General features: G+C 63.0%; 14 protein-coding genes. 9 read left to right on the top strand and 5 right to left on the bottom strand.

Annotated elements, in window-relative coordinates:
• Positions 1 to 62 precede the first annotated feature (62 nt).
• On the bottom strand, positions 63 to 698 hold the full coding sequence (locus ACR3FF_RS08245) for a ribonuclease HI (RefSeq protein WP_458187510.1): 636 nt from the start codon (positions 696 to 698) through the stop codon (positions 63 to 65).
• 144 nt (positions 699 to 842) lie between these two features.
• On the opposite strand from ACR3FF_RS08245, the gene ACR3FF_RS08250 reads away from it, so the two are divergent.
• The 6 genes from ACR3FF_RS08250 (at position 843) to ACR3FF_RS08275 (ending at position 7,757) form a co-directional block, all read left to right on the top strand.
• Positions 843 to 2,456: an ABC transporter substrate-binding protein gene (locus ACR3FF_RS08250; RefSeq protein ID WP_458187511.1), complete on the top strand. Its 1,614-nt coding sequence runs from the start codon at positions 843 to 845 to the stop codon at positions 2,454 to 2,456.
• A 31-nt stretch (positions 2,457 to 2,487) separates the two neighbouring features.
• Entirely contained in the window at positions 2,488 to 3,474 is a 987-nt protein-coding gene (locus tag ACR3FF_RS08255; RefSeq protein ID WP_458187512.1) for an ABC transporter permease, read from the top strand.
• Positions 3,471 to 4,487: an ABC transporter permease gene (locus ACR3FF_RS08260; protein WP_458187513.1), complete on the top strand. Its 1,017-nt coding sequence runs from the start codon at positions 3,471 to 3,473 to the stop codon at positions 4,485 to 4,487. Before ACR3FF_RS08255 ends, ACR3FF_RS08260 begins: the two co-directional genes overlap by 4 nt.
• Positions 4,484 to 5,719 carry an ABC transporter ATP-binding protein gene (locus ACR3FF_RS08265; RefSeq protein ID WP_458187514.1) on the top strand — a complete coding sequence of 412 codons (1,236 nt, stop codon included), beginning with the start codon at positions 4,484 to 4,486 and terminating at the stop codon, positions 5,717 to 5,719. The genes ACR3FF_RS08260 and ACR3FF_RS08265 overlap by 4 nt, the downstream gene beginning before the upstream one ends.
• A complete protein-coding gene (locus tag ACR3FF_RS08270; protein WP_458187515.1) occupies positions 5,712 to 7,022 on the top strand; it encodes an ABC transporter ATP-binding protein in 1,311 nt (436 codons plus the stop codon). Before ACR3FF_RS08265 ends, ACR3FF_RS08270 begins: the two co-directional genes overlap by 8 nt.
• 72 nt (positions 7,023 to 7,094) lie before the next feature.
• Positions 7,095 to 7,757 carry an HAD family hydrolase gene (locus ACR3FF_RS08275; protein ID WP_458187516.1) on the top strand — a complete coding sequence of 221 codons (663 nt, stop codon included), beginning with the start codon at positions 7,095 to 7,097 and terminating at the stop codon, positions 7,755 to 7,757.
• Here the strand turns inward: ACR3FF_RS08275 and ACR3FF_RS08280 are convergent.
• Both ACR3FF_RS08280 and ACR3FF_RS08285 read right to left on the bottom strand, forming a co-directional pair.
• A complete protein-coding gene (locus ACR3FF_RS08280) occupies positions 7,716 to 9,659 on the bottom strand; it encodes a molybdopterin biosynthesis protein (RefSeq protein WP_458187517.1) in 1,944 nt (647 codons plus the stop codon). The two genes, ACR3FF_RS08275 and ACR3FF_RS08280, sit on opposite strands and share 42 nt — an antisense overlap.
• Complete coding sequence (locus tag ACR3FF_RS08285; RefSeq protein ID WP_458187518.1) at positions 9,656 to 10,867, bottom strand: molybdopterin molybdotransferase MoeA; 1,212 nt, start codon at positions 10,865 to 10,867, stop codon at positions 9,656 to 9,658. The genes ACR3FF_RS08280 and ACR3FF_RS08285 overlap by 4 nt, the downstream gene beginning before the upstream one ends.
• A gap of 153 nt (positions 10,868 to 11,020) precedes the next feature.
• Here ACR3FF_RS08285 and ACR3FF_RS08290 point away from each other — a divergent pair, with 153 nt between their 5' ends.
• The 3 genes from ACR3FF_RS08290 to ACR3FF_RS08300 all read left to right on the top strand — a co-directional run bounded on the left by ACR3FF_RS08290 (position 11,021) and on the right by ACR3FF_RS08300 (position 14,352).
• Positions 11,021 to 11,377, top strand: a complete 357-nt coding sequence (locus ACR3FF_RS08290; RefSeq protein WP_458187519.1) for an Hsp20/alpha crystallin family protein — start codon at positions 11,021 to 11,023, stop codon at positions 11,375 to 11,377.
• Between the two features lie 6 nt (positions 11,378 to 11,383).
• Positions 11,384 to 13,057: an ABC1 kinase family protein gene (locus ACR3FF_RS08295; RefSeq protein WP_458187520.1), complete on the top strand. Its 1,674-nt coding sequence runs from the start codon at positions 11,384 to 11,386 to the stop codon at positions 13,055 to 13,057.
• Between the two features lie 224 nt (positions 13,058 to 13,281).
• Positions 13,282 to 14,352, top strand: coding sequence for an aminotransferase class I/II-fold pyridoxal phosphate-dependent enzyme (locus tag ACR3FF_RS08300; protein ID WP_458187521.1), 1,071 nt, complete (start codon positions 13,282 to 13,284; stop codon positions 14,350 to 14,352).
• A 34-nt stretch (positions 14,353 to 14,386) separates the two neighbouring features.
• Here ACR3FF_RS08300 and ACR3FF_RS08305 read toward each other — a convergent pair whose 3' ends face one another.
• Positions 14,387 to 14,893 (bottom strand): hypothetical protein, encoded by a 507-nt coding sequence (locus ACR3FF_RS08305; protein ID WP_458187522.1) that lies wholly within the window; start codon positions 14,891 to 14,893, stop codon positions 14,387 to 14,389.
• A 262-nt stretch (positions 14,894 to 15,155) separates the two neighbouring features.
• Positions 15,156 to 15,785 carry an RNA ligase partner protein gene (locus tag ACR3FF_RS08310; RefSeq protein ID WP_458187523.1) on the bottom strand — a complete coding sequence of 210 codons (630 nt, stop codon included), beginning with the start codon at positions 15,783 to 15,785 and terminating at the stop codon, positions 15,156 to 15,158.
• Between the last annotated feature and the right edge of the window lie 317 nt (positions 15,786 to 16,102).

The raw sequence follows: 16,102 nt of genomic DNA on the forward strand, positions 1-16,102 counted from the left end.
CACAGGGTGGGATAGTAGGTGTTTCGCTCCGCTGTCGACCGGACGAACGAGTGGTGACGGTCCTAACTGTTCGCGTGCCGGTCGGCCCGCGAGGGTGGTGGAATCTGGGTCTCACTCGACTGCGGCGCGTCGGGGAGCAGACAGCGCGCTGGTTCACGGTTCACGTGTGCGTACTCGTCCGGGGCGTTCGCCAGTGGATGGGCGGGATTCTGGTCGCTCCGGATACGGGCGGAGCGGAGTTCACCGAATCCAGCGATTCTCGCCCGGATGCCTCGCCAGTGGAACCTCCCCGCAGGCGGGATGCAAAACGGCTTCGGGGGTCGCCAGTCCGTTCGGTTGCTGGCGAGGACGGCGTTGTTGACGTTGGCGGCGAGCTGGTCGTGGTCTACCAGCACACCGACTCGCACGTTCGCAGGGGTGCGGACGGCCAACACGTCGAGACCGAGGTGGAGTGCGCGATACTCGGCGACGTTGTTGTCGGGCACGTCGTCTTCGGCCACGGAGAGGCGTGCGACACGCTTGCCGTCTCGGGTTTCGATGATGACGCCGAGACCACCCCGTCCACTGTCGCGACTGAACGAACCGTCAGTTGCGACGTAGAAATCTCGATGGTGCGTGTGAGGGGGGTGGGCGATGTGCGGCGTGGGCGACTCGTCGAACAGGTCTCGCAGTGGGGGATGACGGCCGTGAACGGCCATACTTAAACCACGGTGTCGGATTACTTAAATCTACGGCCGCCTCCCGTCGTTCTCATCTCACCGCGTTCATGTCATGATACAATAACACGTGCCCGTGTTGGCTACTACCACAGATATATATGTTCCTCCCCGCCATATCAGGGTATGCCAGGCGAGCGAATCGACCGGCGGTCGTACTTGAAATTAGCAGGTGGAGCAGCAGCATCAGCGTCGATTGCTGGTTGTACTGGTGGTGACGGCAACCAAAATCAGGACGGGACGACGACCACGACGACCAGCAGCGACGGCGATGGCGGGGGCGGGAAGACACCGGAGAACTTCCCGGTCACGATTACGCAGGGGCAGATGCCCACGACGCTCGACCCGCAAGACCATCGGGAGACGACCACCGACAACGTCGTCTTGCAGGTCTACGAGGGGCTACTCTCCCGTGACGCGAAGGGGAAGATCGTCCAGAAGTTGGCGACGAACTACGAGCGCGTCGAGCAGGGGACGGTGAAGTTCACCATCCGCGAAGGTGTGAAATTCCACGAGGGCGGGGATCTGACGCCCGAAGATGTGGCGTACAGCATCAACCGCATCGTCAAGCCGAAAGTCGGCATCGAAAGCTCCCAGAGCGACCAGCTTTCAGGCGTGACGGGTGCGGAAGTCGTAGATGGCGAACGTGCAGTGCAGGTCAACTCCGACGGTGTCAACCCCATCGTATTCTCGCTGTTCGCGTCCTACTGTGACATCGTCCAGAAGTCGTGGGTCGAGAGCAACAACAATAACATCGCCAAGAAGATGAACGGAACCGGACCGTTCAAGCTTCAGAACTACCGGGAGGACGTGCAGGTCGTTTTGAGTCGCAACGAGAACTACTGGCGCGACCCGGCGGCGGTGTCGAAGCTCACGTTCAAGGCGGCGAAATCGTCGAGCACGCGAGTAAACCAACTTGTCAACGGCGAAACCGACATCATCGTCAACGTCCCGCCGCAGGACGCAGGGCGCGTGAAAAGCTCGCAGAACTCCCGCCTTGCTGCGGTGCCGAGCACGCGCATCATCTACAACGCGATGCGCTACGACGTGGAGCCGTTCTCCAGCCCCAAGTTCCGTCAGGCGATGAACCTCGCTATCGACCTGCCAAGCATCATCAAGAACGTCCTCTCCGGATTCGCAGACCAGACCGGCCAACCGACGTTGAAGGACTTCACCGGCTACAACTCGAACGTCAAGCCGTACCCGACGAACAAGCAGAAAGCGGAACGATTGGTCGAGGAGAGCGGGCACGCCGGAGCGACCATCAAACTTCATACACCGGTCGGTCGCTACCTCAAAGACGTGGATATCGCACAGGCCGTGGCCCAGCAAATCGACCAACTGAAGAACGTCAACTGCTCGGTGCAACAGCGTGATTTCAATGCACTAGCGAAACAGTTGACCGACGGCGACATCAAGACTGGACCGAAATTCTACCTCATCGGTTGGGGGAACGCGACGTTCGACGCTAGTCAGACCATCATCCCGCTACTGACGACGGACGGTGCGCTCACGTCCTACAGCAACGAGCAGGTGGACAAACTGATGAAGGAGGCACAGAACATGCCCGACGGCAACAAGCGCAACCAGAAACTGAAGCAGGTGAACAAGCTACTCCACGACCAGGCGCCGTGGATATTCCTCAACCAACAATACAGTGTGTACGGCGTCAGCCAGCGCCTCCAGTGGAAGGCTCGGAACGACGAACGCATCGAAGCGTACGCAATCTCGCCGAAATAGAATGTCCGTGGTATCGAGGAGGTGTCTTTAGATGTCGATGGGTCGATTCCTGCTCCGACGGAGCCTCCAGGGTATCTTCGTGATCTGGGGCGTCGTGACGGTGGTGTTCCTCCTCCGATTCATCACGCCCGGTAGCCCGATTACGTTCATCGCACCGTTAGATGCCAGTCCGGAATTGAAACAACGAATCGCGACCGAACTCGGGCTGAACAAGCCGATGTACGTCCAGTATCTCGATTACCTCTGGGGACTGCTCCACGGCGATATGGGCTACTCGTACATCTCCGGGACGCAGGCGAGCACGCGCATCTTCAATCGCCTGCCAGCGACGATAGAACTGGCCGTCGCGGCGAGTTTCGTCGCCGTCGTCATCTCGATTCCGCTGGGCGTCATCAGCGCGACCCGGCGACACGAACCGGCTGACTACGCGGCGACGACGTTCTCGCTGGTCGGCATTAGCACGCCGAACTTCTGGCTTGGCATCATGCTGGTGCTGGTGCTGGCCGTCGCAGGGCCGCTACCGACGAGCAATCGCGGCGTCGGGTTGCTGCCCGCGCTGGAGATACTGTTCACCGAGGGGAGTCTCAACGGACTGATCAGCTGGACGAGACACATCATCCTCCCAGCCATCACGCTCGGAACGTATTTCACCGCGCTCATCACCCGACTGACGAGAAGCGGGATGTTGGACGAACTCGGCAAGACCTACATCCGCGCTTCGCGGGCGAAGGGCCTGCCGGAGACGTTGGTACGGTACAAACACGCCCTGCGAAACACGCTCGTTCCAGTCATCACCGTGCTCGGCTTGCAGTTAGGCACGCTCATCGGCGGCGCAGTTATCACGGAACAGGTGTTCGCGTGGCCGGGACTCGGCACGCTGATAATCAACGCCATCAACGCCCGTGACTGGCCGCTCATCCAGGGTTCGCTCATCGTCGTTGGAACCGGATTCATCGTGTTGAACATCTTCGTGGACGCACTGTACGCCTATATCAACCCGCAGGTAGTCTACGAATGATATCGCCGCGCACACTTCGAAATCTCAAACGTGAACTTCGACAGAGCGCGCTGGCGAAGATCGGCATCGTCATCGTCATCGCTATCGTCCTCATCGCGATGTTCGCGCCGCTGTTGGCACCGCACAATCCATACCAACAGGACCTGGATAATTCAAACCTGCCACCGCTGGGATTCAGCAAGAAGACGACCAGTACGTCGTCGGAGTTGGTCAACGGAACCGTGAAGATCGTCAACAACACGACCTACGTCGAGGCACAGCCGTCTCACCCACTCGGAACCGACAACCTTGGGCGCGATATGCTCTCGCGGGTTATCTATGGCGCGCGAACGTCGATCCTCGTTGGACTTTTCGGGACGGTCCTGGCCGCGCTCATCGGCGTGACGGTCGGCCTGGTCGCGGGCTACTACGGCAAGATCGTAGACGACGCACTGATGCGGAGTGCCGACATCATGCTGGCGTTCCCATCGCTCGTGCTAGCGATCGCACTGGTAGGGCTGTTCAAGCGGGCAGTTATCAAATTTCCCGATCCACTGGTGGAGGTGGGTGTCGTCTCCGGGATGCCCAACCAGATCGCGCTCCCAGGGACGGTCATCCTCGTCGTCGCACTCGTTAACTGGGTGTGGTTCGCCCGCGTTGCTCGCGGTGAAGCACTCACCGTGACGGGCGAGGAGTACGTCAAGGCGTCTCGGTCGGTCGGCGCGGGTGACTCGTTCATCCTCCGGAAGCACATCCTTCCGAACAGCGTGACGCCCATCATCGTGCTGGCGACCATCCAGATCGCCGCCATCATCCTGCTCGAAAGCGCGCTGTCGTATCTCGGCTTCTCGGGAGTGAACCTCTCGTGGGGCTTCGACATTGCGCAAGGGCGTAACTATCTCGCCACCTCGTGGTGGATTTCGACGGTACCTGGCATCGCCATCGTGTTGACCGTCATCGGCATCAATCTCGTCGGTGACTGGCTGCGCGACGCGTTAGACCCCGGCATCGAAGGCGAAGGGGGTGGCGTATGAGCGACCTGCTTCGCGTGCGAGACCTCTCGACCCGCTTTTTCACCGAGAAAGGGCAGGTCAACGCCTGCGAATCCGTCAGCTTCGACGTGCGAGAGGAGGAAGTGTTCGGCGTGGTCGGCGAGTCGGGGTCGGGAAAGAGCGTCGCCGCGCTCTCTATCATCGACCTCGTGGAGTCGCCCGGCAGGATTACGTCCGGCGAGGTGTGGTATCGGAACCCGTCGCTCGCCGAGGAGACGAAGGCCGACCGGCCGGAGGCGGTCGACGGCGAGTTCGTGGACATCCGACAGTTGACGACCCGCGAACGTCGTGCCCTGCGTGGCCCGTCGTTCAGCATGATATTCCAGGACCCGATGAGCAGTCTGAACCCGTCGATAACCGTGGGCGAACAGATTGCGGAGGCGGTCGAAGTTCAGCGTCGCGCGAGCGCGAACCCGCGTTCGACGCGGTCGCGGACGCAGGGCTACGGGCTGGCGCAGTTCATCTCCAGCACCGTCCTGCCGTCACAGGACTACGTCACCGAAGCGAGTCACGCCAAGGCGGTCTCCCTGCTCGAACAGGTCGGCATCCCCGACCCGGCGGAGCGCGCAGAGGAGTACCCCCACCAGTTCTCGGGCGGGATGCTCCAGCGGGCGATGATAGCACAGGCGCTCGCGGGCGAACCCGACCTGCTCATCGCGGACGAACCGACGACGGCGCTGGACGTGACGATTCAGGCACAGATTTTAGACCTCCTGCGCGACCTGCAAGCGGAGACGGGGATGAGCATCGTGCTCATCACGCACAACCTCGGCGTCATCGCGCGGATGTGCGACCGCGTCGGGGTGATGTACGCCGGCGAACTGGTCGAACGCGGGACGCTCGAAGACGTGTTCGACGCGCCGGTTCACCCGTACACGAAAGGACTTCTCGGGTCGATTCCGGACCTGGAAGACCCCGCGTCGCGACTGCAACCCATCGAGGGGAACGTCCCCGACCTGCTGGATTCGGAGATGGAAGACCGATGTTACTTCGCCGACCGTTGTCCGAAAGCGATGGAAGAGTGTCTGTCCCACCCATCGATGCGCGACGCCGAGGGGAGCGACGAACACGTGGCACGCTGCGTGCTGACCGAGATGGAGTACGACGAGTCGCGTGCGCTACCGGACGGCTTCTTTGAGGACGAGACACGGAGCGCCGACGGGACACGAGCGGCGGACGAAACGAGCCGCGAACAGGAGGTGCAACATGACTGAGCCACTCGTCCGAGTCGAAGACCTCCAGAAGTACTACTTCGAACAGGACACGCTCACCGACCGTCTGCTCGGGCGCGAACCCCAGAGCGTGAAAGCCGTCGACGGCGTGAGCTTCGACATCGAGGAGGGTGAGACGCTCGGACTGGTCGGCGAATCCGGCTGTGGCAAATCGACCACCGGTGAGACGCTCCTGGGCTTGCGCGACCCGACCGACGGCCGCGTCGAGTTCGACGGGCGAAACATCTTCGAGTTGGACGACATGACCGAGTTTCGAAAGCGTGCGCAGGTCGTCTTCCAGGACCCCTTCTCCAGTCTCGACCCGCGGATGACGGCGGGCGAGATAATCCGCGAACCGCTGGACGTTCACGGTATCGACTCGCGCGAAAGGCGTCGAGAACGCGCCCAGGAACTCATGGAGCGCGTCGGCCTCTCGGCGGGACAGATCGACCGCTATCCACACGAGTTCTCGGGCGGCCAACGCCAGCGTATCGGCATCGCACGGGCGCTGGCACTGGAACCGGATTTCATCGTGCTGGACGAACCGGTGTCGGCACTGGACGTCTCCGTGCAAGCGCAGGTGTTGAACCTCCTGCAGGACTTGCAAGACGAGTTCGACCTGACCTACCTGTTCATCGCACACGACCTCTCGGTGGTGCGCCACAGCTCCGACCGCGTGGCGGTGATGTACCTCGGCGAAATCGTCGAGGTGGGGCCGGTGGACGAGATATTCAACGACCCACAGCATCCGTACACGCGAGCCCTGCTGGAGAGCGTTCCGCGAGCGGACACGGACGAACAGGAACGCGACGTACACACGCTCTCGGGCGACGTGCCGTCGCCGCGAAATCCACCCTCTGGCTGTCATTTCAGGACGCGCTGTCCGAACGTCATCTCACCCTCCGACCTGGACGTATCGCAGGCTGCCTATCGTGAGGTGATGGACTACCGCGAACGCCTCGAATCCGACGAACTCAGTCTCGACGGCGTTCGCGAGTTGGCTGCCGGGCCAGACGACGACCCTCGAGAACTCGACGACGAGACGCTGAAAGCCGAACTGTGGGAGGAACTGTTCGACCACTCGCTTTCGGGCGAGAACCGGGCGACCGTCGCCGAGTCGTTCGACCGATTCGTTTCGGGAGACCGCGAGGGCGCGATAGCGCTCATGCGCGACCGATTCGAGAGCGTCTGTGAACGCCGGCGGCCGGTGTTGCAAGACCGCGAGCATCCGGCGGCGTGTCACCTCTATGACCAACCGGAGCGTGCCCCGGAGGCGGAACGAGAGATGGAGTCGTCTGCGGACTGACCGGCGGTTCGACTCCGAACAGGTTTCCAAACGAACGTTTATTAGCGAAGAAGCACTACTAACGTAGTCCCGATGGTCTCCCGCGAGTACGATTTCTGGTTGCTCGACCTGGACGGCACCCTCATCGACATCGAACAGACGTACGTCCGCTCGGTGTTCGACAGCGTGAGCGACCGTCTCGGCCGGAAGTTCTCCGACTACGAGTCCGAGGTCATCTGGCACGGACTGGGTGGGGCACGCGATTCACATCTGCGCGAGTGGGGTATCGACCCCTCTGAGTTCTGGGACGCCTTCCACTCCATCGAAGATCCACAGCGACGCGCGGAATGTACGTACCTCTACGACGACGCCGCGTTCGTCGCCGACCTCGACTGTCCGGTCGGGTTGGTCACCCACTGTCAGGAGTTCCTCACCGAACCGGTCATCGACGCACTCGACATCCGCGACTGGTTCGACACCGTCGTCTGCTGTGACGAGCAGTTGGGGTGGAAGCCGGACCCCGCGCCCGTCGAACACGCGATGGCCGACCTGGGGGTCAGCCCCAGCGACCGAGGTATCCTCGCAGGCGACGGCGCGAACGACGTCGGCGCGGCGTGGAACGCCGGACTCGATGCGGTTCACGTCGAGCGCCACGACCCCCACCGCCGAAACCAGTGCGTGCTCGGCGACTACCGCGTGAACACGTTCGACGAACTATGGTCGAACGCCGGGCAGACCTTCGAGTACACCGACTAGCTCCGAATCGAGTGCGTCGACGAGTTCTTCGACGCCCGCTTTGTCTTCGCGCTCCGGATTCGCCAGCACGCGAACTCGCTCCTCGCCGAGCGAGACGAAGCCGAGGTCGAGTTTCTCCGCCGTCGAACGCAGACCGAGTCCGGCGTCGGCGTGGCCAGCGGCGACCTTCCGGGCCGGGCTCTCGTGTGCTTTCGCCGCGAGTTCGAAGCCCGAAATCGCTTCGACGAGTTCGTGACGCGTCGTCTCTCGTTCGTCGGCGAGGTCGGCCAGCGCGTTCCCCAGCGTCGTTCGCAGGCCGGAGTCGGTGCCGCGATTGACGAAACGCAGGTCGCGGTCGACGAGGGCTGACAGGTCGTCGACGTCGTCGGGATTTCCGGCCGGGACGACCAGTCCCCACTCTCGGGAGTAGGACGCGAGTTCGGTTTTCTCGCTCGCCTCCGCACTCGCGGCGGTCGCATCCGTACTCGCGGTTTCACCGGTCGCGACCGCGAAATCCGGCACGCCGTTTCTGAGTCGCCGCAGGCCCTCCCGACTGCCGACCGCCAGGTAGCGCGGCGAGTCGAGGCGGTCGAGCAGGCGCGAGAACGCGGGGTCGTCTTCGCCGACGCCGAAGACGGACGGCGGGCGCACGTCGGGCGAGAACAGTCGCACCTCGACGGACTCGCCCGCCGCGAGGTAGGCGGTGTCCGGCTGTACCGTCACCACGCCGTCTGCTTCCACGAGGCTGGTCGTCGCGCCGCTCCCCTTGTCGACGGGGTACGCGAGCGTCCGCCCCTGTGCGTCTTCGACCAGTCCGGTCGGCATGAGGCGCATTCGGCCCTCGCCGTAGCGTTCTTCGACCGCCATCCGTGCGTCGACGGTGGCCGTCGCGGGCTCCGGAACCCCCGCCGCCTCGCGGATGGCCGGCGCGACGAACGTCCGGAAGATGGTGAGCGCGGAGACGGGATAGCCGGGCAGGCCGACGTACGCCGACGCCGGGAACCGACCGACGAGCATGGGTTTGCCGGGTTTGACGGCCACGCCGTGAAGCAGGAGTTCCCCCGTCGAATCGATGACGCGGTAGATGACGTCCACCGCACTCGCGCTCGTGGACCCGGAGGAGAGCACGAGGTCACACTCCTCTGCGGCCTCCAGCAGCAAGCGCTCCATCTCGTCGTAGTCGTCCCCCGCGTGGGGGTACAACACCGGTTCACCGCCCGCTTCTTCGACCGCCGTGGCGATGGTGTAGCTGTTCACGTCGTATATCTGTCCGGCGACGTCGTCCAGCGGATTGCCGGGACGCACGAGTTCGTCGCCGGTCGAGATGATACCGACGCGAGGTTTCCCACGGACGGGGACCTCCTCGACGCCGAGCGCGGAGAGCAGGCCGATTTCCCGCGACGTGAGTCGCGTACCGGGGCCGAGCGCGCGCTGGCCCGCCGCCACGTCCGCGCCCGACAACATGACGTGGTCGCCGGGTGCGACGCCAGTGCGGATTTCGACGCCGCTCGCTCGTTCCGAGTCGGATGGCGACTCGCGTTCGACCTCTGTCGTCCGTTCTACCATCACCACGGCGTCCGCACCGGGCGGCATCACGGCACCGGTCGATATCTCGACCGCTTCGCCGGCACCCACTTCGACGGCGGGTTTCTCGCCGGCGTGGACCGTCCCCACGAGGTCGAGAATTTCAGGGTCGGCTTCGTCCGCGCCGAAGGTGTCCCGCGCTTGCACCGCGTAGCCGTCCATGCTCGCCCGGTCGAAGCCTGGCACGTCGCGGTCGGCGTCCAGTCGTTCGGCCAGCACTCGCCCGCGAGCGTCGGCCAGCGAGACGTGTTCCGTGTCGGGTGCGAGGTCGAGCGACGCGATGGCTTCGTGTGCCGTCGCCGGTTCGGCGAGGTCGCGGAACTCCTTGCGCTCGGTCACGCAGACCACTCCCAGTTTGCCACCTCGACCGTCTCTCCTTCGGGTATCCCCTCGCGTTCTTCCGGTACCTCGACCCAGCCGTCGGCCAGCGCGACGCTGGAGAGGACGCCCGAACCGCTGGCCCGGGTCGGGGTCGCCTCGCCGTCGTCCAGCGTGACGCGAACGAAGGTGCGAACGCCGGGTTCGCTCCGAATCTTCCGGCCGAGTCGTGCGGTGGTGATCGGCATGGACCCGACGGGGAGGTTGCCGACCCACTTCGTCGCGGGGCGGAGAAACTGTACGGCGTTGACGATGCACGCGACGGGATAACCAGGGAGCATCAAGACTGGCGTCTCGTCCACCGCTCCGAGCGCGACGGGGTGGCCCGGTTTCAGAGCCACGCCGTGGACGAGAATCTCGCCCATCTCGGAGACGACTTCGGGGAGCAGGTCGCGTTCGCCGACCGAGGAACCGCCGGTGGTGACGACCACGTCGTGGTCGAGGTGTGACTCGATAGCCTCGCGCAGGGCGTCCTCGTCGTCGGTCACGACGTCGTGGTAGGTGGCGTGGCCACCCCAGCGTTCGACGTAGCGCGAGACGGTCAGCCCGTTGGTTTCGATGGCCTCGCCCGGTTCGGGGTCGGACTGGACCAGCTCCTCACCGGTTGGAATCACGGCCACGCGGGGGCGGTCGTACACCGTCACCTCGCGGACGCCGACCGATTTCAGCATCCCGAGGTCGGACGGCCGAAGTCGGTGGCCGGGGTCGTAGAGCGACTGTCCGGCTTCGACGTCCTCGCCGACCGGAGCGACGTTCTCGCCCTCCGCGACGGCGTCGAACACCTCGACGTCCTCGCCGAACTCCTCTGCGTGCTCTATCATCACGACCGCGTCCGCGGCATCGGGAACGTCGCTGCCGGTGTGGACCCGAACCGCCGCGCCCGGGGCCATCTCGTCGGCCCGCCGCAGAATCTCGGGCGACCGGTCGCTCGCACCGAAGGTGTCCTGCGCTCGTACCGCGTAGCCGTCCATCGCCGCCCGTGGGAAGTGGGGAACGTTCCGGGGGGCGACGACCTCTTCTGCGAGCACTCGCTCGTCCGCCGCGTCGAGTGAGATGGTTTCGGTTCGCTCGTGGCCGGATACTGCCTCCCGGAGGCGGTCGCGGGCCGCCGCCACGCGCGTCGTCTCCTTGAATCCGGACCGTTTTCTGTCCGGTTGCTGGTCGCTCATACACTGTCGTTCGTGACGACGACCAAAAAGGAAGCGGGGAACACGTGTCGTCAGCCAGACAGCAGGTCGGATGGGCCCCTCCTCGATTCCCGTTCGTGCTGGCCCGTCTCCCAGACCGCACCCTTTTTCGGGCCTCCCCACCAAATCCCATCCATGTCAGCGCTGCGTGATGCGTTGCGAGAGCTTCCGGACGCCGTGTTCGCAGACCTGCTGGAAAGCGACGACGCGTATCTCCTCGTCGTGGATATGCCCGGCGTCACCGAGGAAACTATCGATATCGACGTGACGAATGGCCGCCTCCAGATCGAAGCGCGGCGTGAGAAAGAGGTCCCACGGGAGTTCAACTATCTGAACGAGGAACGGTCGCTGTTTCTCGACGCGGAACTCCCACTGCCGCCGGACGCGGCCGGCGCGGGCGGCGGAGCCACCATCGCCCGTGGCGTGCTCGAAATCACGCTCCCGAAGCAATCGTCGGCACCGGAGCAATCGATTCCAATCGAAGGCCGTTAGCCCCGGGTGGTCACTCTGGCATCTCTTCGCGCGTATCGTCGGTTCTTCGTCGTCTCGTGGCACTTCCTGCCGCTCCTGCTGAGCTACGCACGCGACCGCCACCGATTTCTCCTGTTCGGGGCGTCCCGACAGGTGACCAGCGAGACGCGAATCGAGCGAGCGGACACGCTCCTCGAATCGCTGTTGACGCTCGGGCCGACGTTCATCAAACTCGGTCAACTGCTCTCGACGCGCCCGGACATCCTTCCGCCGGAGTACGTCGACGAACTGTCGAAGCTTCAGGACGAGGTGCCACCTGCCCCGTGGGACGAAGCCGAGCAGGTCGTCGAAGCGGAACTCGGGCCGGTCGCACGACACTTCGACGAGTTCGACACCGAGGCGATAAGCGGTGCCAGTCTCGGACAGGTGTACGCCGCCACCATCGACGGCGAGCGAGTCGCGGTGAAGGTTCGCCGTCCCGGCATCGAGGAGTTGGTCGAAGCCGACCTGCGCGTCATTCGGTGGTCGCTTCCGATCCTCATGCGGTTCATCGGGCAAGCGCGAGCCTTCTCGCTGGAGAACCTCGCCGACGAGTTCGCCCGCACGATTCGACAGGAGATGGACTACGGTCGTGAGGCGTCGATGCTCGCCGAGATTCGGACGAACTTCACCGACGACGAGGACATCGAAATCCCGCAGGTCGTCGACAGTCACTCCGGCCCACGCGTACTCACGATGGAGTACATCGGCGGGACGAAAATAAACCGGGTCGCGGATTTAGACGCCCAGGGCATCGACCGTCACGAACTGGCCGAGACGCTCCAGCGCGCGTACCTCCAGATGATAATCGAAGACGGCGTCTTCCACGCCGACCCACACCCCGGAAATCTCGCGGTCCAGGATGACGGCACCATCATCTTCTACGACTTCGGGATGAGCGGTCGGGTCGACCAGTTCATCCAGCGGAAGATCGTAGACTTCTACGTCGCGGTCGCGAATCAGGACATCGACGGCATCCTGGACGCGCTCATCGAGATGGGCACTCTCAGCCCGGAAGCCGACCGGGCGACGATGGGGAAGGTGATGGAACTCGCCATCGAGGACGCTCGCGGCGAGGACATCGAAACGTATCGCGTCCAGCAGATAGTCGGACAGGTCGAAGACACCATCTACGAGTTCCCGCTCCGCCTTCCGTCGAATCTCGCACTCGTTTTGCGAGTGGCGACGGTCGTCGAGGGCGTCTGTGTCACCCTGGACCCCGAGTTCGACTTCATCGCGGTGGCGACGGAGTATCTGACCGAACAGGGCTACCGGGAGGAGTCCGTCAAACAGTATCTCTCCGAGACCGGCGACCAGCTCCAGGCGTCGGCCCAGTCCATCGTCCGGACGCCGCCGAAACTGGAGCGAGCGTTGGACCGCATCGACCGCGACGACCTCTACGCTCGCGTCGCCATCCAGGACGACAACGACGTGTTCGACCTGCTGGCGAAACGACTCATCTACGGCATCCTGCTCGCGTTCGGCGGCCTGACGACGGCGGTGTTGTACGTCGCCGAAGCGTTTCCCGCCGCCGCGGTTTCGGGCCTGATTTCGCTCGTCGTCACGGGTCTCCTCTATCGGTCGTTCCGCAAGCGGCGGGGGATTCGGGCGACGCCGCAGTTCACGCGACAGAACTTGCGGGAGCGCCGTGAGAGAGAGTGAAACAACACCTGTGTTACTGTAGTGCAGATACAGAAAGTCGATGAAGTGACGGTCGATATCAGTTGTCCACGAGACGGAAAGGAGGAGTAGCAACCCGGTTCGTGTTTTTGATTCACGGAGCGATAGCACACGGAGATTCGGTCGACTTGAAGGACACAAGTACGTCGACGTACCGTGATTGCCACGTTCCGTAGTTTTTCCACCGACCGCGACCAAGGTTCGGTATGCACATCGAACCCTTCGGTCTCGAACGCTGGTTCGCCGAGTACGAACACGAAGCGGACATCATGCTCGCCGAGAGTGGCATTCGGAGTCTCGACGCCGACCGTTTCGACCTCGACCCCGGAAAACTGGGCTACGTCATCCCGACGAACGGCGACCCCGAGTTCCGCGCCGAAGTCGGCGACCGCTACGACCGAGACGCCGACGAAGTGCTCTTTACCTGCGGCACGCAGGAGGCGAACTTCCTCGCGTTCCTGAGTCTACTCGCCGATGGCGGCCACGCAGTGATAGTCACCCCGACCTACCAGGCACTCCACGCGGTACCGGAGTCGATGGGCGAGGTGAGTCGGGTGTGGCTGGAACCGCCGGAGTGGGAACTCGACGTGGACGCCGTGGCAGACACGATTCGGGACGACACTCGCGTCATCGTACTGAATAATCCAAACAATCCGACAGGACGCTATCACCCACGGGAGAAAGTCGAGGCGCTCTACGACCTCGCCGAGGACGCCGGAGCCTATCTGCTCTGTGACGAGGTGTACCGCCTGCTCGCGGACGACCCCCTGCCCACGGTAGCCAGCATGGGCGAACACGGCATCAGCACGACGAGTCTGACGAAAGCCTACGGACTCGCAGGGTTGCGATTCGGCTGGCTGGTCGGTGCGGAGGAGGTCGTCGAGAGCGCGTGGCAGTGGAAAGACTACACGACCATCTCGCCCGGTATCGTCGGCCAGCACGTCGCGCGACAGGCACTCGGCGAACACGAAGACGAGATTCTGACCGAGAACCGCGAACTGGCGACGCGGAATCGGGACAGGGTGCGGGAGTTCGTCGAGTCGCACAGTCTCGACTGGTACGACCCGGTCGGCGTGAACGGCTTCGTCCGGATTCCGGATTCGTTCGAGGACGGCGAGGCGTTCTGTCGCGGCGTCGTCGAAGAAGAGAGCGTCGTCCTCGCGCCGGGCAATCTGTTCGGCTACGACCGATATTTCCGCATCGGATTCGGGCTTCCGGCCGACGAGTTGGAAGACGGGCTATCGCGGGTCTCCGCGTTCCTCGACCGACAGGGGTGATATGGACAGCGAGTCATGTCAGTACCCTCGTTCGCTAACTCATCTCTTTGAAGAGTCCGATGCCAAGTAGAACGAGACCAGTCAGGGCGATAGAGTAAAGGAGCTGTTTGTGCCTGAACGAAAACACTCCTTCGCTATACCGCCCCCAGAGATGATAGTATCGGCCCTCAACGCGCAGATATTCGCCAGAGACGAGATGATCACCGAAGAACGAATCCCCGACCCGCCAACTGTCCGAGAGGTTCGTTCGTTTCACGAGGAGGATGGGATCGTCACCCTGTCTTCCATCGGATTGCATCTGCCGTTCGGACGGAAACTGGTAACCGGCCTCGGACACCGTCTGACCGGCGGCGAGTTCGTACGCGACCTTTCGACACTCCGATGGCAGTTCGTCGACGTCGACTCCCTGCCAGTGTCCTGTAGCGTCTGGAGACTTCCCCTCGACTGGCTGTGCATAGTACGTTGCCTGATATTCGGTTACAGGGATACCGAAGCCGAGCAAGGCAACGACGAGAAAGAAGCCACCGATCAAAATCAGCAAACGGTTCGGGGAGAACACCACAGATCGAAGGGTCGACGCCAGTCGGCGGAGCATACTCTGCTATTGCTTGATCGACTACGGTTTATCTAACATGATAAATCATATATTATCCCGACGAACGTTTCTATCCATCTCTCGACTTTCCGGAGGTCATCCGTCCACCGACGGTCACCGACCCACCGTCGCGTTCCTGCGGAGACACCGATACGGCCACGGCTTCGACCGGAGGTGGCGTTGGACGGCCGACCGCGACGAGGCCGGGTTATGTCTCTTTACTGGCTTCGATGTACTCTTCGAGGAGGGACGGCAAGTCGCGTCCACGGAGGTAGCGCAGGCCGAAGTCCTCGGCCCAGTTGATGATGCCCGTGTCTTCGGTGACGACGCCCGCGTCGAGTTCTCGCGCGAGAATGAGCAGGTCGAAGTCCTCGCGAGAATCGAGGACCCCTCGGCGGAGCGTCGACCGGTACTCGCTCCGGAGGTCGGAGATGACGGAGCCGACGTCGGCTTGCCCGTCGTCCGATGCCTCTCGGACGGCCTTCTCGGAGACGCGCAGGCCCCGGTCGACACGACCGCTCATCTCGTGGATGAACCGGTAGACGAGTTCGGCGGGAATCATCACCTCAAAGCGAGCGGGGTTCTTCTTGATGACCCACGTTTCGAGTTTCGTGAGCACCGACTCTGCGACGTCGCGCTCTCTGAGTACTGCGGTGAGTTCGTCGTGAACCGAAGGCGGGATGTAACAGGATATATTGAGCGAGAGTTTCGCCGTGGCGATGGAATCGAGCAGGCGGTCGATAGCCGACTCGAGGTCCTCGCCCTCGTCGCGAATCTCCTCCGTGAGAAAGACGGACGTGTCGAGGACGAACCGCTGTTTGAGCGGATGTTCCGGCATGGGTGTCGATTCGTGTGCGATGGTAAAAGTTCTCGTATGTGAAACCAACGCTCGACATCCGTTCACTCGTCTCGTGTCGGAACTCCTGAGAAACATTCATTATCGTACATGACATAGCTTCCATTGTGGCGGGAGCCGCGAGGACTAATCGGACGGCCTACGACGATATCGGCGTAGGTGCGGGGCAAAAACCAAGCTGCCGGTAACACGGTACCGAGGTCAACGCTCCGACAGAGAACCGAAGCGACTCACAAACCGTCGATACAGACGGTTGTGAAGACCAAGTAACGGACGACGTGAAAACGGCGTTCGTGAAA

Source organism: Haladaptatus ordinarius (genome assembly GCF_054177595.1).